The organism is Actinomadura citrea (genome assembly GCF_013409045.1).
GTDB lineage: Bacteria > Actinomycetota > Actinomycetes > Streptosporangiales > Streptosporangiaceae > Spirillospora > Spirillospora citrea.
The window spans coordinates 8,541,963-8,566,645 of sequence record NZ_JACCBT010000001.1; the positions used below are offsets into that span (position 1 = coordinate 8,541,963).

The window sequence follows — 24,683 nt, forward strand, 5'->3', positions numbered from 1 at the left end:
TGAGATCGCGCGGCCGGAACCGCGCGACGCGAAGATCGGTGGGGCTCACCGTGCGGCCTCCCGGCGGACGTCCTCGACGATGCGGCCGTCCACGAGGCGGACGATCCGCTTGGCGTGCGCGGCGACGTCGTCCTCGTGGGTGATCACGACGATGGTGCGGCCGGTGCGGCTGAGCCGGTCGAAGACGCCGAGGATGTCGGCGGTGGAGGCGCTGTCGAGCGCGCCGGTCGGCTCGTCCGCGAGGAGCAGCGTCGGCGCGGTGACCAGGGCGCGGGCGACGGCGACGCGCTGCTGCTGGCCGCCCGACAGCTCGTTCGGCTCGTGCCGGGTGCGGTCGGCGAGCCCCACCTCGCGCAGGGCGGCGAGGGCGCGGCGCCGCCGGTCGGCGCCCTTGAGGCCGCCGTAGGCGAGGGGCAGTTCGACGTTGGCCTGCGCGGTCATCCGCGGGATCAGGTTGAACGACTGGAAGACGAACCCGATGCGGCGGTTGCGCAGGATCGCGAGGTCGCGCTCGCCGAGGCCGACGACGTCGATGCCGTCGAGGAGGCAGCGGCCGGCGCTCGGCACGTCCAGGCAGCCGATGATGTTCATCAGCGTCGACTTGCCCGAGCCCGACGCGCCCATGATCGCCACATGGTCACCGCGTTCCACGGTCAGCGAGACGCCCCGCAGGGCGTGGACGGCCGTGTCGCCCGTCCCGTACACCTTGGTCACGCCGCGCAGGTCGAGCACGGGCGGGATGCGGAAGGATTCCGGCGCGGTCATCGACGGCCTCCGCCGCCCGGCGCTCCGCCGCCTGGAGCGCCGCCGCCCGAGCCGCCGAGGCCCGGTCCGCCGCCGCCCGGGAAGCCGCGCTGGTCGGTGTTGCCGCTGCCGGACGTCGAGGTCACGGCGACCTGGTCGCCCTCGTTCAGGCCCGAGCTGATCTCGGTGCCCTGGTCTCCCTTCACGCCGGTCCCGACCGTGGTGGGGACCTGCCTGCCGTTGCGCACGACGGTGACCGTGCTCTGCCCGCCGGCCGTCCGGACCGCCGCGCTCGGCACGTAGAGGACGTTCTCCGCCCGCGCGACGGTGATCTCCACCGTGGCGGTCTGGCCGAGCCGGACCCCGGACGGGACGTCTCCCAGCGCGATCGTGACCGGGAACTTCACGACGTTGTCGGTGGTCGTCGGCGCCGCTCCGATCGCGGTGATCTTGCCGGTGGCGGTCTTGCCGGTGAGCGCGTCGAACGTGACCGCGGCGGCCTGGCCCGTCTTCAGCTTGGTGGTGTCGGCCTCGGTGAACTCGCCCTCGATCTGGAGGTGCGCGGTGTCGGCGAGCTCGACGAAGCCCGAGCCCGACGACGCCGACGAGGTGGAGGACGAGGTCGGCGACGAGGACCCGGAGCCCGAACCGGAGCCCGAACCCGACCCCGAGCCCGAGGAGGACGAGGAGGATCCACTCGAACCGCCGCCCACCGTCCCGTTGACGGCGGTCACCGTCCCGGCGAACGGGGCCTTCAGGACGGTCCCCTGGTACGCGCGCAGAGCGGAGTTGTAGGAGTTCTTGGCCTGGATGTAACTGGCGTACCCCTTCTCGGACGAGGTGTCCCCGTCGGCGGCGACGGCCAGGTTCGCCTTGGCGGCGTCGACGTTCTCGATCGCCTCGGTCTGGTCGAGGCGGGCCAGGACGTCACCCGGCCTCACCTTCTGCCCCGCCTTGACGTAGATCTTCGCGACCGTCCCCGAGGCGCTGAAGGACAGCGAACGGCTCCGGGCGCTCTCCACCGAGCCGGACGCCGACACCGACGAGACCACCGTTCCGCGCGTGACACGGGAGAGGCGGGTGGACGCGGCGGCGCCGTCGCCTCCGTCGCCGAGGGCGAGGTACGCGGTTCCGGCCCCGGCGACGAGCAGCACGCCCAGCGCGCCGTTGACCAGGAGTGTCCGATTCATGCAGATGAGGCTCGTGAGCACTCATGTGGCGTTCGTGAGTCAAGGGTGAGAATTAGATGAAATAGGGTCCGAACCGGTGCGGTTGCCCAGGGCATGGGCACATCGCGGAAGACCAGCCTCCGGATCGAGGAGAGCGGCAAGCGCGTCAGGGCTTACCTCGGCGGCCATCTGGTGGCCGACTCGACACATCCGTCTCTCGTCTGGGAGATCCCCTACTACCCGACCTACTACTTCCCCGAGGCGGACGTGCGGGCCGAGCTCGTCGAGGACGGGCCGGGCACACGTTCGCCGAGCAGGGGCGACGCGACCGCCCACACGGTGAAGGTGGACGGCGCGCAGGCTCCGGGCGCCGCGTTCCGCTATACCGAGCTGCCCGGCCTCGTCCGGCTCGACTGGGATGCGATGGACGCCTGGTTCGAGGAGGACGAGGAGGTCTTCGTCCACCCCCGCGACCCGTACACCCGCGTGGACGTGCTGGCGGCGTCTCGGCACGTCCGGGTCGAGGTGGACGGGGTGACGGTCGCGGAGTCGTCCGGCCCGCGGCTGCTCTTCGAGACGGGCCTGCCGGTGCGCTACTACCTGCCCAAGCCGCATGTCCGCATGGACCTGCTCGAACACACCGACACCACCACGCACTGCCCGTACAAGGGCACCGCGGAATACTGGTCGATACGGGTGAACGGCACGCTGCACGAGGATCTGGCCTGGTCGTACCGGACGCCCCTGGACGAGAGCCGCAAGGTCGCCGGCCTGGTCTGCTTCTACAACGAGAAGCTCGACATCTTCGTGGACGGGGTTCTGCAGGAGCGGCCGAAGACCAAGTTCTGAGCACGACCCCTCATCGGCCGAGGACGGCCGCTCATCGGCCGGGCACGAGGAATCGTGCCCGGCCGACAACTTCCACACCGCCTTTTATCAGCAGGCATCACATCACCGGATGGAACATCATGCGATGGTGTGATGCCTGTCGCTTTGGCGGCCGAGGCCTTGAATCCTCCGCGATTCCTACGCGACCGTAGGTTACGCGAGCGTAAGTTAGCGCGCCTCGGGGAGGAACCTTGACCATCGCAACGCGCCGCCCACGCCGCCCCACCGCGGGACGCCGGATCGCGGCGGCCGCCCGGCTTCTCACGACCCCGCTCCTGCCGGAGGACTACCTCGGCCTGGTCAACCCGCTGTGGTCCACGGCCGAGCCGCGCGGACGGATCGAGGCCGTCCGGCACGAGGCCCCGTCCACCGCGACCCTGGTGATCAGGCCGGGGCAGGCGTGGAACGGCCACCGGCCCGGCCAGTGGGTCAAGATCGGCGTGGACGTCGGCGGCGTCCGGCACTGGCGGACGTTCTCGCTGTCGTCGCCGCCGCGCCCGGACGGCCGCATCACCGTCACCGTCAAGGCCGCGCGCGACGGGTTCGTCTCGGCGCACCTGGTCGACGAGATCCGGCCCGGGACGGTCGTCCGCCTGTCGCCGCCCGGGGGCGACTTCACGCTCCCCTCACCCGTCCCCCGCAAGCTGCTGTTCGTGACGGCCGGCAGCGGGATCACGCCGGTCATGGCGATGCTGCGGCATCTCGGCGGCGCGTCCGACGCCGTGCTCGTCCACTCGGACCGGACGGCGGGGGACGTCATCTTCGGCGAGGAACTGCGCCGGATGCCGGGGGTGCGGCTGCACGAGCGGCACACGGCCCCCGACGGCCGCCTGAAGCCGTCCGAGCTACCCGACTTCTGCCCCGACTGGGCGGACCGCGAGGCGTGGGCGTGCGGGCCGGGCGACATGCTCGACGACCTCGCCGCGCACTGGCGGGCCGCCGGCATCGGGGAAAGGCTGCGCGTCGAGCGCTTTCGCACCGTCCTTTCCGGCGGCGGGGGCGAGGGCGGGCGCGTCACGTTCACCAGGAGCGGCGTCACGGCCGACGCGGACGGCGGCACGCCCCTCCTGGTGGCGGGCGAGGACGCCGGCGCGCTGCTGCCGAGCGGATGCCGGATGGGCATCTGCCGCGGCTGCGTCGGGCGGCTGGCGTCCGGCAAGGTCCGCGACCTGCGCACCGGCGAGGTGCACGGCGACGAGGGCGAGATCGTCCAGACCTGCGTCTCGGCGGCCGCCGGGCCCGTGGAGATCGAACTGTGAGAGGAGCGGCATGACCGACCATCTGACGGCCGAGGACTACGAGACGATCGCCACCGAACTGGACGCGCTGCGCGAGGAGATCATGTCCGGTCTCGGCGAGCGCGACGCGTCCTACATCCGGCGGGTGATCCGCCGGCAGCGCGGGCTGGAGATCGGCGGCCGGGCGCTGCTGCTCGCCTCCGCGCTGCCGCCCGCCTGGATCGCCGGGACCGCGACGCTGGCCGTCGCGAAGATCCTGGAGAACATGGAGATCGGGCACAACGTCATGCACGGCCAGTGGGACTGGATGCGCGACCCGAAGATCCATTCCACGACCTGGGAGTGGGACAACGTCTCGCCGGCCGAGCAGTGGAAACACTCGCACAACTTCGTCCACCACACGTTCACGAACGTGCTCGGCAGGGACAACGACGTCGGCTACGGCATCCTGCGCGTCGCCCCCGAGCAGGAGTGGTCCCCGGCGCACCTCGCCCAACCGCTCTACAACCTGCTGCTGGCGATGTTCTTCGAGTACGGGGTGGCGCTGCACGACCTGGAGATCGACAAGATCCGGGCGGGGACGGCCGACGAGGCGGTGACGAAGGAGAAGCTGCGCGCCATCGGTCGCAAGATCCGCCGCCAGTGGGGCAAGGACTACCTGGCGTTCCCGCTGCTCAGCGGTCCGCAGTTCCTGTCCACGCTGACCGCGAACGCCACCGCGAACGTGGTCCGCAACGTGTGGGCACACATGATCATCTTCTGCGGGCACTTCCCCGGCGACGTGGAGGTGTTCGAGGAGGAGCGGCTGGACGGCGAGACGAAGGGCGAGTGGTACGTCCGGCAGATGTGCGGCTCGGCCAACATCACCGGCGGCCGGCTGTTCCACCTGATGACCGGCAACCTCAGCCACCAGATCGAGCACCACCTGTTTCCGGACATGCCGAGCAACCGGTACGGCGAGATCGCCCCGCGCGTCCGCGCGCTGTGCGACAAGTACGACGTCCCGTACCACACCGGCACACTGTCGAAGCAGGTCACGGGCACCTGGAAGAAGATCGTCCGCTATGCGCTGCCCGGCGGGAGGCCGTCCGCGGCGGAGCCCGAGGCGGTCTGAGGTCAGCCGAGGGCCTGCGCCACGGGGAGGTGGAGGCGGGAGGGGTCGTTCGCGATGGGCGCGCCGTACTCCATGACCGTGGTGGTGAACGCGGGCTCCAGGCCGTGCCGCCGCGCCCAGTCGACCAGTTCCGGATGCCGGTGGTCGATGTCCAGGCGGATCGGCCCCGCCGGAACGATCTCTTCGACGAGCGCGAGCGCGGTCTCGCCGTCCTCCGCGGTGACGGGGCCCACGACGGCCCTGGAGTCGTTCCACCACACGCCCCCGAAGCCCCTGAGGCCGGACTCGTCCCGGACGACATGGAACGTCTCGCAGAACGACGGCAGTCCGTCGACCAGCCGTGAACGGTCCGCGCCGAAGACCTCGGTGTCGAGTGCATGGACGGCAGGCATGTCCGCCGCCTCCACGGGGACGGACACGCCTCGCCTGGAAGGCCCCTTCCCCATGCCCGTATACGTCGTGCAGAGCCCGACGGAGCGATATCCCAGACGCTCGTACAGCGGGCGCCCATATTCGGTGGCCGTCAGGCAGAAGCTCTTCGTTTCGGTGTTGTCCATCACGTGCCGCATGATGCGGCCGCCCAGACCACGCCGTTCGTAGCGTTTCGCCACCAGCACCATACTGATGGCCGCGACGTCCCCGCCGTATGGGGTCGACACCGTCGCCGCGGCGAGTTCGCCCTCCCCGTCGTCGATGCCGTAGACGTCGCCGACCGAGAACAGGAACCGCCACTTACGGTCTTCACGCCCCCAGTCGCGGTCCTCCGCGAGCCGCTGGCAGGCGGCGAGGTCGTCGATCCCGAGCCGCCGTGCGGGCCTGTCCCCATCCATGAGACCGGACGCTAGATCGGCCCCGCGTGCCGCACAACCCAATTACGCGGCATTACCCCACAGGTCATCGCCTTCACGACCTCCACAGCGAGATCGTCTGGGTGCGGTTAACGACGACTTGAGGAGAACCATGTCGCACACGGCGACCCCAGTGGCGGGACGGCCCCCGCGCGAGGCCGCGCCCTCGCCCACCGCGTCCGTCGGCGCCCTGCTCGTCCTGCTCACCGGCGTCTTCATCACCACGCTCGACTTCTTCATCGTGAACGTGGCGATCCCCGACATCCAGTCCGATCTGCGCGCCGGCGCGACCGCGATCCAGTGGGTCGTCGCCGGGTTCGGGCTGGCGCTCGGCAGCGGGTTGATCACCGGCGGCCGCCTCGGCGACCTGGCCGGACGCCGCCGGATGTACGCGCTCGGTCTCGCCGTGTTCACCGCCGCCTCCCTCGCGTGCGGGCTCGCCCCGTCCCCCGGCACGCTGATCGGCGCCAGAGTGGTGCAGGGGATCGCGGCCGCGCTCCTGATGCCGCAGGTTCTCGGGATCATCAACGGCGTGTTCACCGGGGAGGCGCGCGCCAAGGCGTTCACCGCCTACGGCCTCGCACTCGGTTTGGGCGGCGTGTTCGGGCAGCTCATAGGGGGTGCCCTGATCCAGGCGGATCTGTTCGGCACCGGCTGGCGCAGCATCTTCCTGATCAACGTCCCGGTCGGGATCGTCACGCTGGCGCTGGTCCGCCGGACGGTCCCGTCCCAGCCGCGCACCACCGGAACCCGCCTGGACGTCACGGGAACCGTCCTGGTCACCCTCGGCCTCATCGCGCTCGTCCTGCCCCTGATCGAGGGGCGCCGCCTGGGCTGGCCCGCCTGGACGTGGGCGTCGCTCGCCGCGTCGGCCGTCCTGCTCGCCGGGTTCGCCCTCTCCCAGCGCCGCGGCAGCGCCCCGCTCGTCGCACCCGCTCTCTTCCGCGAGCCCGCGTTCCGCGTCGGCAGCGGCCTGGCGCTCGTCTACACCCTGGCGATGGCGTCCTTCTTCCTGTACCTCGCCCTGTACCTCCAGCAGGGACGCGGTCTCAGCGCCCTGGAGTCGGGCCTGCTCTTCGTCGCCCTGGGCGCCGGCTACTTCGCCGCGTCCACCCGCGCCACGGCCGTCGCCGCCCGCCTGGGACGGCAGATCCTCGCCCTGGGCGCCGCGGTGCAGGCGGCCGGCTGCCTCCTCCTGCTCGACGCGATCGGGCACGCCATCGGATGGCTCATCCCGGGTCTGGTCCTCGTCGGGGCGGGCATGGGGCTCGTCCTGGCGCCGCTGTCGGCGCTCGTCCTGTCCGGCGTGACCGACCGGCACGCCGCCTCGGCCGCCGGCGTCCTGTCCACCGCCCAGCAGGTCGGCAACGCCCTCGGCGTCGCGCTCGTCGGGATCGTCTTCTACGGCGCGCAGGGCGAGGTCGCCGACGCCTTCCGGGTGTCGCTGTTCCCGGTCATGGCCTTCTGCGGCGTCACCGCGGCACTCGCCCAGTTCCTCCCCAGGCGCTAGTACACGCTGACGCCGAAGACGCTGAGCACCGGAGAGATCGGCTGGAAGAAGGACGACCCGCCGCTGGCGCAGTCCCCGACTCCGCCGATCCCCAGCCCGACCGCGGTGCCGCCCGAGAAGTACGGAGCCCCGGGACTGTCCCCGGGCTCCGTGCACACGGTCGTCCTGGCGAGCCCGGTGATCGTCCCCTCAGGGAAGTTCACGGTCACGTTGATGGCCGTCACGCTGCCGCAGCGCACGCCCGTGGTGGGCCCGCTGCGGCAGACGCGCTGGCCGACGACCGGCCGTCCCGCCGTCGTGATGTCCTGGGACCCGGGGTAGAGGTGGACGCTGCCGGGCCGCTCCACGGAAGGCTCCACGTACCGGACGAGCGCCACGGCGAGGTTCGTGACCGAGACGACCGTCCCGAGCCGGACGGTCAGCCCCGGGTCGGCGTACAGCGCCATGCCGACCTGAGCGCACCCGCCCGCGGTGAGGAAGAAGTACGTGCCGTTCTGCCGCACGTTGAACCCGAGGGTGCAGCGAACGCCCCCGGCCCCGTAGATCGCCTGGCCCCCTTCCGCGCCCGGCGCCGCGACGGGACGGACGTCGCTCGGTGAAGCGGACGCGCCGGGGCTGACGGCGGCCAGGACGGCGACGATGCCCGCGAGCAAGGTCGCGACGCGCAGTCTCACGGAATACCTCCTGCGGGGAAATGGCGGCTTGCCGGAATGGTGCGAAAACCCGGGGGCGTCGGCAAGGGGAGGAAGGTGCCAAGGTTGCCCGCGACCGTATAGCAACATCACGACGAAGCCCCGCGAAGGCGCTGGTCGGCGATGAGTACGGAAGGTCGCGCCATCTAGGTACGGGTGCTCATCCCCCGCGTTCTTCCATCGCCCAGGATGGGGCGACCGTTTCGGAATGGAGGGCGCATGAGAATTCGTTTGCCGAAAACCAGCGCCGTGGCCCTGCTCGCCCTCGCGGGGTGCGGGGTCCAGGCCGCAGAGTCGACGCCCCGGAGGACGGAGGCCGGGGGCGCCCGGTGGCGGGTTGAGGTCGCGGACGCGTCGCTGCGGGTCGATCCCCAGATCGTCGCGTTGGGCCCGAACAACGTGTGGGCGTTCGGCGGGCGCGGCTCGGAGCACACGGCGTGGCGGCCGACGGCCAGGCACTGGAACGGCCACGCCTGGAACAAGGTCGGCCTTCCGGGCGGACGGATCGGCGCGGTCAAGGCGGCGGGCGCGTCCTCGGCGTCCGACGTCTGGGCGGTGACCCTCGGCGGGCGGAACTCGACCGTCCTCCACTGGAACGGCGAGCGCTGGACGATCGACCGCCGCCTTCCGAGTTTCATGGTGACGGCGATGGAGGTGTTCTCCCCGCGGGACGTCCGGGTCTACGGCACCGGGCCGCGCGCCGCCGGAGCGACCTGGACCCGTTCGGCGAACGGATGGTCGGAGGCCGGCCTGCCGTTCCGGATCGCGCGCACCAGTGCCCGCTCCGCCCTGGACGTCTGGGCGCTCACCTTCGACAACAGGCTGTACCACCAGGACGGCAGCGGTTGGAGGCCCGTCCCGCTGGACGACGTCCTGCCGGCCGAGAAGAGAAGCGGATTCGAGGACACGACGTACCGGCTCGGCACGATCACCGCCACGGACGCCGGCGTCTGGATCACGGCCGAGAGCGCCGGCGGCATCCCGTCCGGCAAGATGGACGGCACCCGCACCGAACCGCTGGGCCCGGACGACCTTCGCCTGTCGTCCCTGCTCCTGCACGGCGACGCCGGGGGACGCCGCTGGACCTCCGAAAGCCTCATGGAGAAGACGGGACGGCTCAGCCCGATCGGCGCCCCGATCATCGACGCGGGCGGCGAGATCTGGCTCATCGGCTCCACCGACGTCAACGCCAACGAGTCGGCCCTCGCCCACCGAACCGCCACCGGCACCTGGACCAGAACCAGAATCCGGGCATCCGGCTTCGGCTCCTTCGAGGCCCGCGCCATCACCCGCCTGCCAGGCGACACACGCATCCTCGTCGCAGGAATGAACGACGAGAAGGGCGCCATCCTCTCCACCCCCTGAGGCGCACCGAGACCCGGGAACCCGAGCCAGCCCATACCGCGGCCGGTGTCCGTCTGAGACGGATACCGGCCGCGACCGTTCATCCATCAGATGGAACGGCAAACGGGCGAGTCGTCGACTCTCGTGCGTGTTCGTGGATCTGCTGGACGGTCATCGGCAGTACCTCCACAAAGCAGATCGACGGCCCCGGGTCGTCATGAATTGTCAGGAGAGATCCATGACCACCATCCTGCACCCCGGCACTGTCGCCGAATGGCTCAGGCTCAAGGACGTCAAGGGCATCGGCGAAGAGGAGGTGGAGCGCAAGGCGCTTCACCTGGCACGTCAGTTCTTCGGCCCCGACGCCGAGCTCCTGGTCGCGGGCAACAACTGGTCCGAAACCCTGGGCGGCACGGAGACGGTGTACGTCCGAGCGACCTTTCCCATGTCCCCGCACGTCGACGAGCGAACCGGCACGCCGGTCGAGCTCACGCTCAACGACCTCACGGGGAACAGCATGCGGCAGTTGGAGCGCAAGGCGGCGCACCTGGCACGTCAGTGCTTCGGGCCTGACACCGCGTTCCAGATCATTTTCACGAATGGTCTGGAGAGCGACCCGCCCGAGCACCTGGGCACCACGGACCGCTACTGGACGACATCCGTGTCCGTCCGGGCGATCCTGCCCACGTCCGCGCAGGTCAAGGCGCGAACGGGCACGCCGGTACGCCTCACGCTCAAGGACCTCACGGGGAACAGCATGCGGCAGGTGGAGCGCAGCGCGCTTCACCTCGCGCGTCAGTGCTTCGGCCCCGACGCCGTGTTCCAGGTCGGTTTCGACCACCCCTGGGGGTGGGCCACCAGGGGCCTGGAGAACAACCCGCCCGAACGCCTGGGCACCACGGACCGCTTCTGGGCGGAGTCCGTGTACGTCCTGGCGATCGTGCCCACGTCCCCGCGGGTCGGCGAGCGAACCGGCACGCCGGTACGACTCACGCTCAACGACATCACGGGGAACAGCATGCGGCAGGTGGAGCGCAACGCGGTTCACCTGACGCGTCAGCGGCGCCCTCACACGGCCCCTGGCACCGTGTTCCGCGTCAACTGGAACTCGGTGATCGGGGGGCTGGAAGGCATCTCGCGGACACGTCCGGGTGCCAGGCCGCGTTTCCTGGCAAGCCACGTGGAAGTCGAAGTGATCTGAATCCGGGGACGCCGCACGAACGGTGTCCCTCAAGCACGGGTGGCCCTTCCGCGTTTCGGGAGGGCCACCTCCTTGTGCGGGCCGTCCGTTTGAAAGCGGCCGGTCAGGCAGGGTGCTCGCACCGCAGGTCATCGATGGGCCGCCCATCACCGAGGTCATCGCCGCCTTTAAGCCCCTTCCGCCGTGACCTGCTGGCCACAATCGGCTGCCCTGCGGCGGCTGACGAGCCGTTGGCGCCGAGGGGATAATTTTGGGACCTCCCTTGGAGGCCCCATGGATGCTCGTCGCCACCGCGGCCCGGCGATCGGGATCTTCATCGTGCTCGTGGTCACGGTCGCCACGCGACCGTCCGACCATCGAGGGTCCTACGGCGATCCGACTCCGAGCTCGTACGTGTACATCTGCCGGAGCCCCGGCTGTGGCGAGCGGCGGCGGTTCAAGTCCAAGCCGAGAATGCCGGGTGGGCCGCGGTGCAAGGAGTGCAACAGCAAGATGAAGCGGGAGGACGACGACTCGTGACCGGGGAGACGAACTCGTGGCCGCTCTGACTGATATCGCCAAATCCGGGGCCGACGCGCTGGGAGGCGCGCGATTCACCCTCGTCAACATTCTGCCAGGGACGCTACTCGCAAGCTTCGTGGCCGTGCTGTATCGCTCACACGCCTTCGACTTCGATAAGAAAATCGACCTTCACGACGTCCTTCCCAGTAAGAACGACACCGCTGCGGTGACCATCGTCTTCGTCTTCGCGCTGTTCCTGCTCGGCATCCTTCTGCGTCCATTTCAGGTTGCGCTGGTACAGATGCTGGAGGGCTACGTGAACCCGCGGCCCCTGCAGTATCTGTACGCGCTTGCAGTCGAGCGGCATCGACGGGCCAGGCACACGGCCTCAATCCAGCAGGACCACCTAGACGAAGAGGAGGCGGAGGCACCGCGGACCTTGCGAGCCGCCGCTGTGGGCGCACAGCGGGAGCAGCGGAGGCGACGGCTCGGCGCTCGCGCCGACAGGGTTCTCGACCGGTATCCCGAAGCTGATGACCTTCTGATGCCGACCCTCCTGGGTAACGTGCTCCGCCAGGGGGAGGAGGCCGCCGGGCGGCCCTACGGTCTCGACGCCATGGCCGTCTATCCGAGGATGTACCCGTCAGTCTCCGCGCTCTTACGCGCGGACATCAGTCGCCAACTCGATCTGATCGCTGCCACCGCGACACTCTGCGTGGCTTTTGCCTCAGCCACAGCAGTCTCCCTACCGCTGGTACTGCGGCCTGACCTATGGCGGCTCGTACCCTTGGCGACCTTGATGTTCGCAGTCGTCTCCTACCGCGGAGCCGTCCGCGCGTCGGCCGAGCACGCTGTCCTGCTGGCCACCGCGTTCGACCTCCATCGCTTCGACATTCCAAAGGCCCTGCACTTGGCGCTTCCCGAGACACCCGAGGGCGAATTGAAGCTGAACAAGCGCCTCACCGCCTTCCTCAAGGAGCGTCAGTCACTCGCCGAATCCGGATTGGGACAGGAGTTCTTCGTCCACCCCGGCGACCCGCCGGCCGGCTGACATCATTCGCGGGACGTCCGGCGAAGGACGACCGATCCGCCGATGCCGGAGATGTTCAGCACCACGCCGCCGCGCCCGCTATGCCAACCTGGCCCGTCCACATCGGAAGCCGGTGGAGGGCTGTAGACATAGGGCGGATCGAGCGTCCCGTCCAGCCGGATCCGCCGGGCGGTCTCAAGCCTCCCGCGCACGACGGCCCAGTCATCTGGAATGAGGATCTCAACGTGGCCGTACAGCAAGGCTAGATCGATCTCCAGCTCCTGTTGGCGAGGCAACCGGGCCTCGCTCAGATCGATGACCACATCCCCCGCCAAGGCACGAACGACCAGCTTCCGTGGTGCCTGGGCAAAGCGAGATACACGTGGCATGACGACGGCCATGCAGCGCCTTACGCCCGTATCGACATCCAGGTCACGCCGCCCACTACTCATGGCCAGAGCCACTCCCCCCGCAACAAGCACTGCGGACGCGAACGGTCGCATCGTTACTGAGTCGAACCAATCCCGGGTCACGGCCAGCCACGTCAGGCCAGCTACGAACAAGAACGCAGGTCCCACCATCGTCTGTTCTCGCGGTAAGACTGATTTCAGCAGGATTATCGCTCCGGCCGCCAACAGCAGGAAGGGGGCAGTCAGCGCAAATACTTCGCCCCCTCTCCGGAGCGCATCTGATCCCCCAGCGGCCAGAGCGGCCCCCGTCGCCACAGCGACCAAGCCCAGCAGAACACGCGTCCGGGTCACGCGCCGCTCCCGTCAGATCAATGAGCCATCGGACCGTGATCTTAGGAAGACCGGATGCTCTGCAGTCCCAACTCCACACATCACGCCAGGTTCGACGTTCGCTGCCAACATCAACCCGCTCGCCCTCGGCCCTCGACACAACGAGTTCCGAGTAAGTCGCCTCATCGGCCCTGCGAACGTGCGGTCGCTCCCGCTGGAAGAGGGGCAGCCCCCGCGACTCTTAGCTGGGCTCGCTGTTGTCCGAGGGGGAGTAGTGGGCGTCGTGTTGTTGGCGGGGGGAGCAGACCGAGGCGGAGGGGCACGAGCAGCGGCGGGAGCCCACCTTCACCGTGACACGGTCGCCGGGGACGTTGTAGCCGATGACCTGGCCCTCGCCCTCCGGGGTGCTGACCCGGGACCCCAGGCGCGGCGCCTTCTCCTTGAACTCCGCGTAGAGGGGGTGCTCGTACTTGAGGCAGCACATCAGGCGGCCGCAGGCGCCGGCGATGCGGAGGGGGTTGACCGGGAGGTCCTGTTCCTTCGCCATGCGGACGGAGACGGGTTCGAAGTCCTTGAGGAAGGTGGCGCAGCACAGGTCGCGGCCGCAGGGGCCGATGCCGCCCTGGAGGCGGGCCTCGTCGCGGGGGCCGACCTGGCGCAGTTCGACACGGGCCTTGATGCCGCGGGCCAGGTCGCGGACGAGGGCGCGGAAGTCGACGCGGTGCGGGGCGGTGAAGTAGATCTTGAAGATGTTGTCGGCGTCAAGGTAGTCGACGCCGATGACCTTCATCGGGAGGTCGTGCTTGCGGATGAGGCGCTTGGCGATGAGGCGGCCCTCGGCGCGGCGGCGGCGGTTGGCCTCGTCGCGGGCGAGGTGCTCGTCGGTGGCGGGGCCGGCGCATTCGGGGAGGCCGTCGACGTCCTCGGAGACCCACTGCGGGGCCCACACGCACTCGGCGACCTCGGGGCCGGAGTCGGTGGGGACGAGGACCTTGTCGCCGACCCTGGGGCTGTGCGGGCCCGGATCGAGGTAGAACAAGCGGCCGTAACGGGTGAAGCTGACGGCCATCATCATGCCCACGTTTCGCTCCGTTCGCCCGGATTTGTGCGACCCACTCTAGGTCTCACCAGGCGGCGTCGGCGAGATCCCCTGCCGGGACGCTCGGAACGCCCTGCGCGTACAGGTCGCCGGCGGTCGCGATGACGCCGTGACCGGTGTGGGCCAGGTCGAGGGCCGTGGGTGCGCCCTTCACCTTCTGGGTCCACAGGGTCTTGGTGGGGCTCCCCTGCAGCGTGAAGGTCTGGAGGGTCAGTTCGGAGTTCTTCGCTATGGCCGCGATAAGGGAGGTGCCGTCCCGGCTCATGACGGCGTTGGAGCTGCCCTTGGGCAGGGGCATGACGGCCTTGCTGGTCTTGAGATCGCCCGCGGCGCCGTTGGTGTCGAGTGCGCGGACCTGGTGCTTCGCCGAGCCGACCGGGCTCCAGACGAAGGACAGCGTGGTGCCGGACCAGGAGAGGCTTCCGACGCGGGCGCGCAGCTTGGTCGCCCACACCTTGTGGACACCGGTCTCCGGCGTGACGACGTCCACGCGGGCGCTCGCGCCCTTGTAGGTGACGTAGGCGATCTGTGCGCCGTCCGGGGTCGCGGCGAGGTCCGACCATACGGTGGAGGCACCGGGGACGGTGGCCTTCGGGAGGGGCTTGAGGTCCTTGGGGCGTCCGTCGTCCAGGCGGAGGCGCTGGAAGGTGACGTCACGGGCGCCGGCAGTGGCGACGACGTACGAGCCGTCCTTCAGCGCGGCGACGCGGTGGAAGCGGCGGCCCTGCGGGGCGGCGATGGGCAGCCCCACGTTCGTCCCGGTGCGCACGTTTCGGACGAGGAGGGAGGCGCCCTTCTCGGTGACGCCGACGACGAACGACGGTTCGGTCTTCTCTGCCTTGGCGGCGGGCTTGGCCGCGTGCTCCTTGTCGGCGGCGCGCTGGTGGCGGTGCACCATGTCCACGCCCCCTCCGATGAGAAGCGCGGCGGTCGCGGCCACGCCGAGAGGGACGAGACCCTTCCACGAGCCAAGCCGGGTACCCGGGTCCTCGCGCCTGCCGTCGTCCATGGGGGTGTCTACCTAACCTTTCCTGCGGATCGCCCGTCGTTTCTACCGCATCTGGATCGCGACAAAAACCCATGAACGCAGAGTTACCAAGTCGTGAGCCGCCTCAGCCGAGGGAAGCGCGGGCCGCCTCGACCAGAGACGCCCGGTACGACCCGCCGAACAGCGCCACGTGGACGAGCAGCGGGTGCAACTGGTGCAACGGGACGCGGGAACGCCATCCGTCCGCCAGGGGCGCGGCCTCATCGTAGGCGCCGAGCACGGAGTCGAGGTGCGGCGTCCCGAACAGCGCCATCATGGCGAGGTCGGTCTCGCGGTGCCCGCCGTGCGCGGCCGGGTCGAGGAGCAGCGCCCGCTCGCCCGTCCACACGACGTTCCCCGACCACAGGTCGCCGTGGATGCGGGACGGCGGCTCCGGCGGTCCGGCGAGCGTCTCGATGTCGGCCGCCACGCGCTCCACCAGGCGGACGTCGCCGGACGACAGATGCCTGGCCCCGAGGCGGAGGAACGGTTCGAGACGGCGTTCGGCGTACCAGACGGGCCAGGAGCGGTCGTCCAGCGTGTTGTCCAAGGGGAGGTCGGCGATGAAGCCGTCCCAGGGCGCGCCGTAGGCGTCGGGGCGGTTACCGGTGTGCAGGGCGGCCAGTTCCCGCCCGAGACGTTCGGCCGCCTCGCGGGACGGTGGAGCCGAGTGCAGCCACGGCAGGACGAGCATGTGGTCGTCCGCCGCGACCACCTCGGGGACGGGCGTCCCGGGGCCCGCCTCCCCCAGCCAGCGCAGCCCGGCCGCCTCCGCCGCGAACACGCCGGCCTGGTCCTGCGCGGCCTTCACGAACACCTCGCGGCCGTCGGCCAGGGAAGCCCTGTGCAACGTCCAGGAATGACTGGAACCGAGGTCGTGGACCTTCTCGACGCCGCTTCCGAGCAGCCTCTCCAGCCGCACCCGCTCAGCGGTCATCGAGCACCGAGCGGATCTCCTTCAGCAGGCCGGGCATCGCCGCCTCCACCTGCCACAGAACGAGGTCGAAGTCGTCGCGGCCGCCGTAGTAGGGGTCGGGGATGTCGAGGTGGCCGCCCGCGTCCGGGTCGAACTCGCGCAGCAGGCGGATGTTCCCGCGCGCCTGCCAGTTCGGTGCCATCGAGCGCAGCGCCCGCAGGTGGCTCTCGTCCAGCGCGATGACCATGTCGTACTGGTCGAACCAGCCGGCATCGAACTGCCGCGCGATGTGCGCCGAACGGTAGCCGGCGCGCTCCAGCGCCGCGACGGTCCGCTCGTCGGCGCCGTCGCCGACGTGCCAGCCGCCGGTGCCCGAACTGTCCACCTCGACGTCCAGGCCCTCCTTCTCGACGTGGTGGCGCAGGATCCATTCGGCCATCGGGGAGCGGCAGATGTTGCCCGTGCAGACGAAGGTGACTCGGTACGGCATCCACCCATCATGCCCGAGGGGTCCGCGACCGCAGGACGCCGGAAAGAACGCGACCCCCGGCCGGAGCCGGGGGTCGCGTCCTGGGGTGGTCCAGGCGGGGTCAGCGCGAGACGGCGTTCAGCGCGTCCACGATGCCGCTGCCGAAGAACCCGTTCTGGCCCTTCGAGCCTTCACAGGTCTGGGTGGAGGTGTGCTTCACCCACTGGCCGTTCGACTGGGTGTACCAGACGTACTCGACCGTCCGCGGGCTCGGGCAGTCCTTGGGGGTCGCGGTGCCGCGCAGCACCCGCTCGACGAGACGCGGGTCCAGGGTCAGGCCGCCGCTGCGGTCCCGGTGCCCGTACTTGCTGACGATGAGCGCCGCGACGCCGACCGCGTGCGGGGACGCCATCGAGGTGCCCTGCAGCGACTGGTAGTAGGCGCACTTGTCGCCCTTGCAGCTGCGGATGATGTACGGCACCTTCGGCGTGCCGTCGGCGTTCAGCTCGCCGCGCTCCTTGGCGAGCCGCTCGGGGTAGGCCGCCCAGATGCCGCCCTTGTCGTCCGGACGCTGGTCGGCGTTGTCGACCTTGTCGCCGCCGGGCGCCGCCACCGCGACGTAGCCGTTGCCGAAGCTGCTGTAGTACGACTTGCGGCCGCTCGGGCCGGTGGCCGAGATCGGGATGACGTTCTCGCCCTCGGACGGCATCGAGACGCAGCTCGCCGGGATCGTGCGGTCGTGCGGCTCCTCGCCCGGGGTGGACGGGAAGTCGGGGCTGCTGTCGTCCACGTTCGTCTTGGTGTAGTCGACGAGGTCGTTGCCGGCCGCGGAGATCAGCGTGACGCCGCGCTTGTGCGCGAAGTCCAGGGCGCGCTGCGCCGCCTTGATGATCGTGCGCTGCTCCAGCTGGTCCTCGGGGCTGTCCGCGGGGTTGTTGCCGCAGTTCCAGAGCCACGGGTCGATGTAGTACGACATGTTGACGACGTCGATGCCGTGCTTGGCCGCGTAGGTCAGGCCGTCGACGGTCGGCTGGAGGAAGAAGTAGCCGGAGTCCTGGCCGACGCGCAGGTTCACGATCGACACGTTCGGCGCCACGCCCGCCATGCCGAGGCCGTTGCGGGGCGAGGCGATCGTGGACGCGACGTGCGTGCCGTGGTCGTTGTCGTCCCAGTCGTCGGGGTCGACGCACGACGTGAACTCGCAGGGCCCGTCGACCTCGTTGCCGTTGGCGTCGGTCGGGATGTCGTGGGTGAAGTTGCGGCTGAGCTTGCGGTTGAAGTTCGACGCGATGTCCGGGTGGTCGCCGTCCACACCGGTGTCGAGGACGCCGACCAGCACGCGCCGGTCACCCGGCTCCTTCTTGTAGGAGCCGTCGGCCGTGGCGTGCATCTGCTTCATGTCCCACTGCAGCTCCGCCAGGGGCTCGGTGTCCTTGGACGGCTTGCCCGCGGGGACGGCCTGGTTCTTGGCGCCGTGGACGGCCCCGGTCAGCTTCTCGACCTTCGGAGCCTGCTTCTTGGCCTTGGGCGCCTCGCCGATGATCCGGTTGTGCGCGACGCCGTCCAGCGCCCGCTGGTTCATCACGGCGTGGATGAACTCCGGGTTCTCGGATGTGACGGTCGCGACGCCCACGTCGCGGTTCTCGTGCACGACCTTGCCGCCGGCCGCCGAAACGGCCCGGTGGGCCTGCCCGAGGGACGCGCCCTCCTTGTAGAGGACGACGTACTCCGAGACCTCGCCCTTCGCCTGTGCCGGGGCCGGAGCTGCGGATGCTGGGAACGCGAGCGCCGTCACGGTGGTGACGGCGCACGCGGCGGAAATCAAGGCTCGCCGCAAGGCAGACCTCCTGGCTGTGGGGGGGTGACCAACCGGATTTCGGTCAATCAGCCAGCGAACGTTACGGGAGCGCTCATGGAGAGTCGCGTACGGAAATGTAACGAATGGGGACAAATTGTGTAAGCCCCATCCGTATCACCCGTGCCGCAACGCCAAAGTCAGCGCCTCGAACGCCAGCTGCGGGTTGACGTTCGCCGCCAACCGCTCCCTGCAGTCCATGATCGCATCGAGGCGCCGGAGGGTGTCCTCCGGGCGCCCGTCCCCCGCGGCCGACCGCAGCTCGGGGCCGAGCTCGATGTTGACCAGCTCGCTGCCCGCCCCCAGTTGCAGCGTCAGCACGTCCCGGTAGTAGGACGCGAGGTCGAGCAGCGTCCGGTCCAGGGCGTCGCGCAGGATCCGCGTCGCCCGCGACTTCTGCCGGTCCTCCAGCTCCTTGAGGGCGCCCGCCGTCCCGCGCGGCATCCGCCCCTTCTCGCTCTCGCCGAGCGCCTTGCGCAGGGCGGAGGTCTCCCCGTCGTTCAGTTCGGCGGTCTGCGCGTCCCGCTCCGCCTTCGCCGCGCTCACGAGCGTCTCCGCCGCCGCGACCGCCGCGCTCACCCCGGTCAGCCGGCGCGGCACCGCCACCACCTGCTCGCGCACCCGCCGCATCCGCGGATCCGAGGCGAGCCGGCGCGCCCGGCTGATGTGCCCCTGCGCCGCCCGCGCCACCACCTCGGCGGTCTCGCGCTCGACGCCGTCGCGCTGGACGAGGAAGTCGGCGATCGCCTCGATCGGGGGCGTCTGCAGGGTCACCAGCCGGCAGCGCGACCTGATCGTGACGAGCAGGTCCTCCGGCGACGGCGTGCACAGCAGCCACACCGTCCGCGGCGGCGGCTCCTCGATCGCCTTCAGCAGCGCGTTCGCGGCGCCCTCGGTGGCCCGGTCGGCGTCCTCGAACAGCACGATCTGCCGCCCGCCCCCGCTCGGCGAGGACGAGGCCCGCAGCACCAGCGCGCGGGCGTCCCTGATGCCGAACGACAGCCCCTGCGGGCGGACGACCTCGACGTCCGCGTGCGTCCCCTGGAGCACCTGGTGGCAGGACGCGCAGTGCCCGCACCCGCGCGGCGTCTCCGTGCACTGCAACGCCGCGGCGAACGCCCGCGCCGCGGCCACGCGCCCGGACCCGGGCGGCCCGGTGAACAGCCACGCGTGCGCGAGCCCGCCCGTCCGCCCAGCCGCCGAGGACAGCTGCGCGATGACGGTCTCCTGCCCCACCAGGTCGTCCCACACGCTCATGGAACAGAGGCTAGCGGGCTCAGAAGTCGGTGATGACCGGGAACGTGCTCGTGGCGTCCTCGGTGCCGAGCGGGACGGGGTCGGGCAGGATCTCCCGGATGCGGTACTGGATCTCCCTGCTCAGCTCCCCCTGCGGCCGGCTCGCGTCCAGGATCAGGTAGCGGTCCGGGGCGGCCTCGGCGAGGGCGTGGAAGCCCTCGCGGACCCGCTCGTGGAACTCCTGCGACTCCGACTCCATGCGGTCGGCGGGGGCCGACAGCCGCCGCAGGCCCGCCTGCGGCGGGATCTCCAGCAGGACGGTCAGGTCGGGGACGAGCCCGCCGGTCGCCCAGGCGTTGACACGGGCGATGTCCTCCACCGGCAGCTGCCGCCCGAAGCCCTGGTAGGCCAGGGACGAGTCGACGTAGCGGTCGCTGACCACGATCACGCCGCGGTCCACCGCGGGCTTGATCACGTTGGCGACGTGGTCGGCGCGGTCGGCGGCGTACAGCAGGGTCTCGGCGCGGTCGGACAGGCCGGTGGTGTCGCGGTCCAGCAGCATCGCGCGCAGCCGCATCCCGATCTTGGTGGCGCCCGGCTCGTGCGTGGTCACCACGTCGTAGCCGTGGTCGCGGAGCCAGATCGCGGCGAGCCGCGCCTGCGTCGTCTTGCCCGCGCCCTCGCCGCCCTCGAACGCGATGAACACGCCGCGGTTGCGGTGGACGGGCTGCGGCGCCGCGGCGGCCTGCTCCGGCGGCGTGTAGATCTCGCCGTGCAGGGCGGCGCGCAGGTCGGGGACGAGCGGGATGCCGCGCCGGTCGTCCAGCCGCCGGTACGCGAACAGCCCGGCCAGCAGGGCCAGGACGGCCGCGACCAGCAGGGCGACGCCGGTCCCGTGGGCGTCGTAGACGCCGCCGCCGAGGTCGAGGCGGTGGGATCCGACCGCCGCCGCGATCAGCGGGACGGCGGCGAACGCGAGCAGCACCGTGATGAGCGCGACCGACCGCAGGTACGCCGCCGGGCGGGCGTCCTCCGGCGCCTCGGGGTCGTGCACCGCCGCCTTCGCGGTCGACCACGCGGCCCCGGCGAAGACGCCGAGGAACGCCGTCGCGAACACCACGACGACGAGGTTCTGGACGAGGGCGAGCACGACCAGCGCGAGCGCGGCCGCGATCACCGCGAGGCCGAGGAGACGGCGGCGGCTGAACGGGACGAGCACGCGCGGCCCGAGGAACAGCCCGAAACCGAGCCCCACCGTGAGCGCGGTCAGGACGGAGCCGTACCCGGCGTCCCCGCCGCCCAGCGCGCCGGCGTGGGCGCGGGCCACGGCGACGACCGCGCCCGCCGTGACGGACGCCGCCGCGATGGCGAGACCGAGACCGCGCGCGGCGGCCGACCCCGGGCCCTGGAAGATCATTTTCAGCGGCGACACGGCCGCGACCGGCTCGGTCGCCGGGATCTCGCCGGCCATCGCCACGAGGGCGGCGGAGACGAGGAACAGGCCCGCCGTCACGTACACGGCGAGGTCGGCGCGGGAACCGGCGCCGAGCGTCCCGTTCGCGACGAGCGCGAGGACGGCGAACAGCAGCGCGGCGGCGGGCGCCGGGCCGTAGAGCACGCGCGTCGCGGCACGGCGGGCGGCGGGCCGCAGCTCCTCGTCCGGCACCAGCGCGGGCAGGGACGCGCGCGCCGCCGGAATCCACACGAGGCTCAGGCACGAGACGAGGAACGCGGCGGCGAAGGTCCACGGCAGCGCGTGCACGAGCGGCACCGTCACCACGACCACCAGCCGCAGCGCGTCCGCGATGATCAGCATCAGCCGGCGGTCGACGCGGGCGGCGAGCAGCCCGGCGACCGGCGGGAGCACCACCGCGGGCAGCAGCATCAGCGCCAGTACGCCTCCGATCGCCTGCGCCTGCGCCGCGGCGCCGTCGCCGCGCGTCAGCATCGCGGCCATGGCGGTCAGCGCGGGCACGCCGATCCACTGGCCTGCGCTGGACAGCGACAGCGCGATCCGGAGCCGCCGGAACGGCCCGATCGACGAAAGCGACGAAACGCCCGGCGGCGATGGCGCTGCGGGGTGCGGCCGAGGTGCGCCCGTTCTGGTCATGTCGGTCAGGGTATCGGCGTAGATGTCCCTATGAACCGGACTTTGCGGAGGTTCGACGGCGCGGCGCCGTCTTCTTCTTCCCGCCGCCCGCGGCGACCTTCTCCCGTCGCTCCGCGAGCAGTTCCGCGGCGCGCTGGATCGTGATCGACTCGATCTCGTCGCCCTTGCGCAGGCTGGCGTTCGTCTCGCCGTCGGTGACGTACGGGCCGAACCGGCCCTCCTTGACCACCACCGGCTCCCCGCTCGCCGGGTCCTTGCCCAGCTCGCGCAGCGGCGCCGCGGCCGCGGCGCGGCGGCCGCGCTGCTTGGGCTGCGCCAGCAGCTCCTTCGCCCGGTCCAGCGTGACCGTGAACAGCTCGTCCTCCGAGCCGAGCGACCGGCTGTCGGAGCCCCTCTTGATGTACGGGCCGAACCGGCCGTTCTGCGCGGTCACCGGCTCGCCGTCCAGCTCGCCCAGCGTGCGCGGCAGCGACAGCAGCTTCAGCGCGTCGTCGAGCGTGATCGTGTCGAGCGACATCGACTTGAACAGCGACGACGTGCGCGGCTTGGGGGCGTCGGCCTTCTTCGTCCGCTTCTTGCCGTCGGCCGGCGGCGCCGGCTCGGGCAGGATCTCGGTGACGTAGGGACCGAACCGCCCCGACTTGGCGACGACCGTGTGGCCGGTCTCGGGGTCGGCACCGAGTTCCCGGTCGCCCGACGGCTGCGCGAACAGCTCCTCGGCCTTGTCGGCGGTCAGCTCGTCCGGCGCGATGTCCTCGGGGATGTTGACGCGCTCGCCGTCCCGGTCGAGGTACGGCCCGTACCGGCCCACCCGCACCATGATGTCGGTGCCCTTGATCGGGAACGAGCTGATCCCCTTGGCGTCGATGTCGCCGATGTCGCCGACCAGCTCCTTCAGGCCCTCCTCGCCGGAGTCGCCGAAGTAGAACCGGGTCAGCCAGCGGACGCGCTCGGCCTCACCGCGGGCGATCTCGTCGAGACCGTCCTCCATGTGGGCGGTGAAGTCGTAGTCGACCAGGTTGCCGAAGTGCTGCTCCAGCAGGTTCACCACGGCGAACGCCAGGAACGACGGGACGAGCGCCGTGCCCTTCTTGAACACGTACTCGCGGGCCAGGATCGTCCCGATGATCGAGGCGTAGGTCGACGGCCGCCCGATCTCCCGCTCCTCCAGCTCCTTGACCAGGCTGGCCTCGGTGTAGCGGGCCGGCGGGCGGGTCGAGTGGCCTTCGGCGTCCACCGCGCTCGCGGTCAGCGGATCGCCCTCGGCCAGGTTCGGCAGCCGCCGCTCCTGGTCGTCCCGGTCCGTGGACGGGTCGTCGGCGCTCTCCACGTAGGCCTTGAGGAAACCGTGGAACGTGATGGTCTTGCCGGTCGCGCCGAATTCGGCCCGCTCGTTCTGCGTCGACACCCCGGTGACCCGGATCGACACCGACTGGCCGACGGCGTCCTTCATCTGGGACGCGATCGTCCGCTTCCAGATCAGCTCGTACAGGCGGAACTGGTCGCCGGACAGGCCCGTCTCCGCGGGCGTGCGGAACGAGTCGCCCGCCGGGCGGATCGCCTCGTGCGCCTCCTGCGCGTTCTTCACCTTGGACGTGTAGACGCGCGGCTTGTCCGGGACGTACTCGCCGCCGAACAGCGAAGCCGCCTGCCGCCGCGCCGCCGTGATCGCCGTCTCCGAGAGCGTGATCGAGTCGGTTCGCATGTAGGTGATGAAGCCGTTCTCGTACAGCTTCTGCGCGACCGACATCGTGTACTTCGCGGAGTAGTTCAGCTTGCGGCTGGCCTCCTGCTGGAGGGTCGTCGTGCGGAACGGGGGGTACGGACGGCGCGTGTACGGCTTGGGCTCGACCGACTTGACCTCGTACGGGCGGCCGCGGAGCCGCTCGGCGAGGGCCGTCGCCGCGGCCTCGTCCAGGTGCAGCGCGTCCCGCGTCTTCAGGGCGCCGTCGGAACCGAAGTCGCGGCCCTGCGCGACGCGCCTGCCGTCCACCGAGACGAGCCCGGCCTTGAAGGCCGTCGGCTCCTCGTCCTTGCCGGTGTCGAACTGGGCGGCGATGTCCCAGTAGTGGGCGGGGACGAACGCGATCCGCTCCCGCTCCCGCTCGACGACCAGCCGCGTCGCCACCGACTGCACGCGGCCCGCCGACAGCTTCGGCATGACCTTCTTCCACAGGACGGGGCTGACCTCGTACCCGTAGAGGCGGTCCAGGATGCGGCGCGTCTCCTGCGCGTCCACCAGGCGCATGTTCAGCTGGCGCGGGTTCGCGGCGGCGCGCTGGATCGCGTCCTTGGTGATCTCGTTGAAGACCATCCGATGCACGGGGACCTTCGGCTTCAGGACGTCCTGGAGGTGCCAGGCGATCGCCTCGCCCTCCCGGTCCTCGTCCGTCGCGAGGAAGAGCTCGTCGGCCTCGGCGAGCAGCTTCTTGAGCTTCTGGACCTGCTGGCGCTTGTCGGAGTTGACCACGTAGAGCGGCTCGAACCCGTGCTCGACGTTCACGCCGAGCTTCGCCCACGGCTCGCCCTTGTACTTGGCCGGCACCTCCGAGGCGCTTCCGGGCAGGTCCCGGATATGGCCGATACTGGACTCCACGATATAGCCGCGGCCCAGGTAACCGGCGATCGTCTTCGCCTTCGCGGGCGACTCGACGATCACCAGGCGCGTCCCCGCGCCGTTGCCCCGGCCACTGCTCGCGGTGCCGTTCTTGGCTGGCACAGTCGCTCCAACCTCGCTGTCTCGGGTTCTCTGGTTCAGGCTCTTCCTACCGGCTTCGTACAACGTCGCATGACGGCGTGTTTGTGCCCGCGCCTTCTCGCGACCGCCTCGCGATCATCGTGCCGCCCCCGCGGAGGGGCGGGATTCTCACCGCCGCGCGCCCCCGACAGGATGACATGCCGCCGCGCACCGCGCGGACCGGGAGGCCACGGTACGGTGCCGCACGGCCGGTA

21 protein-coding genes and 1 pseudogene are annotated in these 24,683 nt (G+C 70.7%); 8 read left to right on the plus strand and 14 right to left on the minus strand.

Going from position 1 to position 24,683, the window contains the following annotated elements; all coding sequences use genetic code 11:
- Positions 1–45 precede the first annotated feature (45 nt).
- Both BJ999_RS39130 and BJ999_RS39135 read right to left on the minus strand, forming a co-directional pair.
- Complete coding sequence (locus BJ999_RS39130) at positions 46–765, minus strand: ABC transporter ATP-binding protein (RefSeq protein ID WP_179837883.1); 720 nt, start codon at positions 763–765, stop codon at positions 46–48.
- Entirely contained in the window at positions 762–1,934 is a 1,173-nt protein-coding gene (locus BJ999_RS39135; protein ID WP_179837884.1) for an efflux RND transporter periplasmic adaptor subunit, read from the minus strand. Before BJ999_RS39135 ends, BJ999_RS39130 begins: the two co-directional genes overlap by 4 nt.
- Before the next feature lie 93 nt (positions 1,935–2,027).
- Here BJ999_RS39135 and BJ999_RS39140 point away from each other — a divergent pair, with 93 nt between their 5' ends.
- From BJ999_RS39140 to BJ999_RS39150, 3 genes are all read left to right on the plus strand, one after another.
- Positions 2,028–2,762 (plus strand): DUF427 domain-containing protein, encoded by a 735-nt coding sequence (locus BJ999_RS39140; protein ID WP_179837885.1) that lies wholly within the window; start codon positions 2,028–2,030, stop codon positions 2,760–2,762.
- A gap of 230 nt (positions 2,763–2,992) precedes the next feature.
- Positions 2,993–4,060: a ferredoxin reductase gene (locus BJ999_RS39145; protein ID WP_218935429.1), complete on the plus strand. Its 1,068-nt coding sequence runs from the start codon at positions 2,993–2,995 to the stop codon at positions 4,058–4,060.
- Positions 4,061–4,070: 10 nt separating this feature from the next.
- Positions 4,071–5,153, plus strand: coding sequence for a fatty acid desaturase family protein (locus tag BJ999_RS39150; protein ID WP_179837886.1), 1,083 nt, complete (start codon positions 4,071–4,073; stop codon positions 5,151–5,153).
- Between the two features lie 2 nt (positions 5,154–5,155).
- Here BJ999_RS39150 and BJ999_RS39155 read toward each other — a convergent pair whose 3' ends face one another.
- Positions 5,156–5,983 (minus strand): GNAT family N-acetyltransferase, encoded by an 828-nt coding sequence (locus tag BJ999_RS39155; protein ID WP_179837887.1) that lies wholly within the window; start codon positions 5,981–5,983, stop codon positions 5,156–5,158.
- Between the two features lie 130 nt (positions 5,984–6,113).
- Here BJ999_RS39155 and BJ999_RS39160 point away from each other — a divergent pair, with 130 nt between their 5' ends.
- Positions 6,114–7,511, plus strand: a complete 1,398-nt coding sequence (locus BJ999_RS39160; protein WP_179837888.1) for an MFS transporter — start codon at positions 6,114–6,116, stop codon at positions 7,509–7,511.
- Here BJ999_RS39160 and BJ999_RS39165 read toward each other — a convergent pair.
- Positions 7,508–8,185: a S1 family peptidase gene (locus BJ999_RS39165; RefSeq protein ID WP_179837889.1), complete on the minus strand. Its 678-nt coding sequence runs from the start codon at positions 8,183–8,185 to the stop codon at positions 7,508–7,510. The two genes, BJ999_RS39160 and BJ999_RS39165, sit on opposite strands and share 4 nt — an antisense overlap.
- 237 nt (positions 8,186–8,422) lie before the next feature.
- Between BJ999_RS39165 and BJ999_RS39170 the strand changes: the two genes are divergently transcribed.
- The 4 genes from BJ999_RS39170 to BJ999_RS39185 all read left to right on the plus strand — a co-directional run bounded on the left by BJ999_RS39170 (position 8,423) and on the right by BJ999_RS39185 (position 12,300).
- A complete protein-coding gene (locus BJ999_RS39170) occupies positions 8,423–9,568 on the plus strand; it encodes a hypothetical protein (RefSeq protein ID WP_179837890.1) in 1,146 nt (381 codons plus the stop codon).
- Between the two features lie 217 nt (positions 9,569–9,785).
- A complete protein-coding gene (locus BJ999_RS39175) occupies positions 9,786–10,748 on the plus strand; it encodes a hypothetical protein (RefSeq protein ID WP_179837891.1) in 963 nt (320 codons plus the stop codon).
- Between the two features lie 273 nt (positions 10,749–11,021).
- Positions 11,022–11,267, plus strand: a complete 246-nt coding sequence (locus BJ999_RS39180; RefSeq protein ID WP_179837892.1) for a hypothetical protein — start codon at positions 11,022–11,024, stop codon at positions 11,265–11,267.
- Between the two features lie 16 nt (positions 11,268–11,283).
- Positions 11,284–12,300, plus strand: coding sequence for a hypothetical protein (locus tag BJ999_RS39185; protein ID WP_179837893.1), 1,017 nt, complete (start codon positions 11,284–11,286; stop codon positions 12,298–12,300).
- A 2-nt stretch (positions 12,301–12,302) separates the two neighbouring features.
- Here the strand turns inward: BJ999_RS39185 and BJ999_RS39190 are convergent, their stop codons facing one another.
- The 10 genes and pseudogenes from BJ999_RS39190 to topA form a co-directional block, all read right to left on the minus strand.
- Positions 12,303–12,680 carry a LiaF domain-containing protein gene (locus BJ999_RS39190; protein ID WP_179837894.1) on the minus strand — a complete coding sequence of 126 codons (378 nt, stop codon included), beginning with the start codon at positions 12,678–12,680 and terminating at the stop codon, positions 12,303–12,305.
- 45 nt (positions 12,681–12,725) lie between these two features.
- Positions 12,726–13,040: pseudogene (locus tag BJ999_RS44145) on the minus strand (LiaF transmembrane domain-containing protein); the annotation flags it as partial.
- A gap of 220 nt (positions 13,041–13,260) precedes the next feature.
- Entirely contained in the window at positions 13,261–14,094 is an 834-nt protein-coding gene (locus BJ999_RS39195) for a PSP1 domain-containing protein (protein ID WP_179839119.1), read from the minus strand.
- Positions 14,095–14,143: 49 nt separating this feature from the next.
- Complete coding sequence (locus tag BJ999_RS39200; protein WP_179837895.1) at positions 14,144–15,127, minus strand: TolB-like translocation protein; 984 nt, start codon at positions 15,125–15,127, stop codon at positions 14,144–14,146.
- Positions 15,128–15,230: 103 nt separating this feature from the next.
- Positions 15,231–16,082: a fructosamine kinase family protein gene (locus BJ999_RS39205; RefSeq protein ID WP_179837896.1), complete on the minus strand. Its 852-nt coding sequence runs from the start codon at positions 16,080–16,082 to the stop codon at positions 15,231–15,233.
- The gene (locus BJ999_RS39210) at positions 16,072–16,551 is read right to left on the minus strand and encodes a low molecular weight protein-tyrosine-phosphatase (protein WP_179837897.1); all 480 of its coding nucleotides are present in this window, start codon (positions 16,549–16,551) and stop codon (positions 16,072–16,074) included. Before BJ999_RS39210 ends, BJ999_RS39205 begins: the two co-directional genes overlap by 11 nt.
- Before the next feature lie 100 nt (positions 16,552–16,651).
- A complete protein-coding gene (locus tag BJ999_RS39215; protein WP_179837898.1) occupies positions 16,652–18,367 on the minus strand; it encodes a S8 family peptidase in 1,716 nt (571 codons plus the stop codon).
- Positions 18,368–18,502: 135 nt separating this feature from the next.
- Positions 18,503–19,642 (minus strand): DNA polymerase III subunit delta', encoded by a 1,140-nt coding sequence (locus BJ999_RS39220; RefSeq protein WP_179837899.1) that lies wholly within the window; start codon positions 19,640–19,642, stop codon positions 18,503–18,505.
- 19 nt (positions 19,643–19,661) lie between these two features.
- Complete coding sequence (gene tmk / locus BJ999_RS39225) at positions 19,662–21,731, minus strand: dTMP kinase (protein ID WP_179837900.1); 2,070 nt, start codon at positions 21,729–21,731, stop codon at positions 19,662–19,664.
- 28 nt (positions 21,732–21,759) lie between these two features.
- Positions 21,760–24,450 (minus strand): type I DNA topoisomerase, encoded by a 2,691-nt coding sequence (topA, locus tag BJ999_RS39230; RefSeq protein WP_179837901.1) that lies wholly within the window; start codon positions 24,448–24,450, stop codon positions 21,760–21,762.
- Between the last annotated feature and the right edge of the window lie 233 nt (positions 24,451–24,683).

Coding starts and splice junctions, on each gene's coding strand:
- BJ999_RS39220 (WP_179837899.1), bottom strand. CDS start 19,642: ATGAGCGTGTGGGACGACCTGGTGGGGCAGGAGACCGTCATCGCGCAG.
- BJ999_RS39160 (WP_179837888.1), top strand. CDS start 6,114: ATGTCGCACACGGCGACCCCAGTGGCGGGACGGCCCCCGCGCGAGGCC.
- BJ999_RS39175 (WP_179837891.1), top strand. CDS start 9,786: ATGACCACCATCCTGCACCCCGGCACTGTCGCCGAATGGCTCAGGCTC.
- BJ999_RS39130 (WP_179837883.1), bottom strand. CDS start 765: ATGACCGCGCCGGAATCCTTCCGCATCCCGCCCGTGCTCGACCTGCGC.
- BJ999_RS39200 (WP_179837895.1), bottom strand. CDS start 15,127: ATGGACGACGGCAGGCGCGAGGACCCGGGTACCCGGCTTGGCTCGTGG.
- BJ999_RS39205 (WP_179837896.1), bottom strand. CDS start 16,082: ATGACCGCTGAGCGGGTGCGGCTGGAGAGGCTGCTCGGAAGCGGCGTC.
- BJ999_RS39155 (WP_179837887.1), bottom strand. CDS start 5,983: ATGGATGGGGACAGGCCCGCACGGCGGCTCGGGATCGACGACCTCGCC.
- tmk (WP_179837900.1), bottom strand. CDS start 21,731: ATGACCAGAACGGGCGCACCTCGGCCGCACCCCGCAGCGCCATCGCCG.
- BJ999_RS39135 (WP_179837884.1), bottom strand. CDS start 1,934: ATGAATCGGACACTCCTGGTCAACGGCGCGCTGGGCGTGCTGCTCGTC.
- BJ999_RS39150 (WP_179837886.1), top strand. CDS start 4,071: ATGACCGACCATCTGACGGCCGAGGACTACGAGACGATCGCCACCGAA.
- BJ999_RS39140 (WP_179837885.1), top strand. CDS start 2,028: ATGGGCACATCGCGGAAGACCAGCCTCCGGATCGAGGAGAGCGGCAAG.
- BJ999_RS39190 (WP_179837894.1), bottom strand. CDS start 12,680: ATGGCCGTCGTCATGCCACGTGTATCTCGCTTTGCCCAGGCACCACGG.
- BJ999_RS39170 (WP_179837890.1), top strand. CDS start 8,423: ATGAGAATTCGTTTGCCGAAAACCAGCGCCGTGGCCCTGCTCGCCCTC.
- BJ999_RS39180 (WP_179837892.1), top strand. CDS start 11,022: ATGGATGCTCGTCGCCACCGCGGCCCGGCGATCGGGATCTTCATCGTG.
- BJ999_RS39210 (WP_179837897.1), bottom strand. CDS start 16,551: ATGCCGTACCGAGTCACCTTCGTCTGCACGGGCAACATCTGCCGCTCC.
- BJ999_RS39195 (WP_179839119.1), bottom strand. CDS start 14,094: ATGATGATGGCCGTCAGCTTCACCCGTTACGGCCGCTTGTTCTACCTC.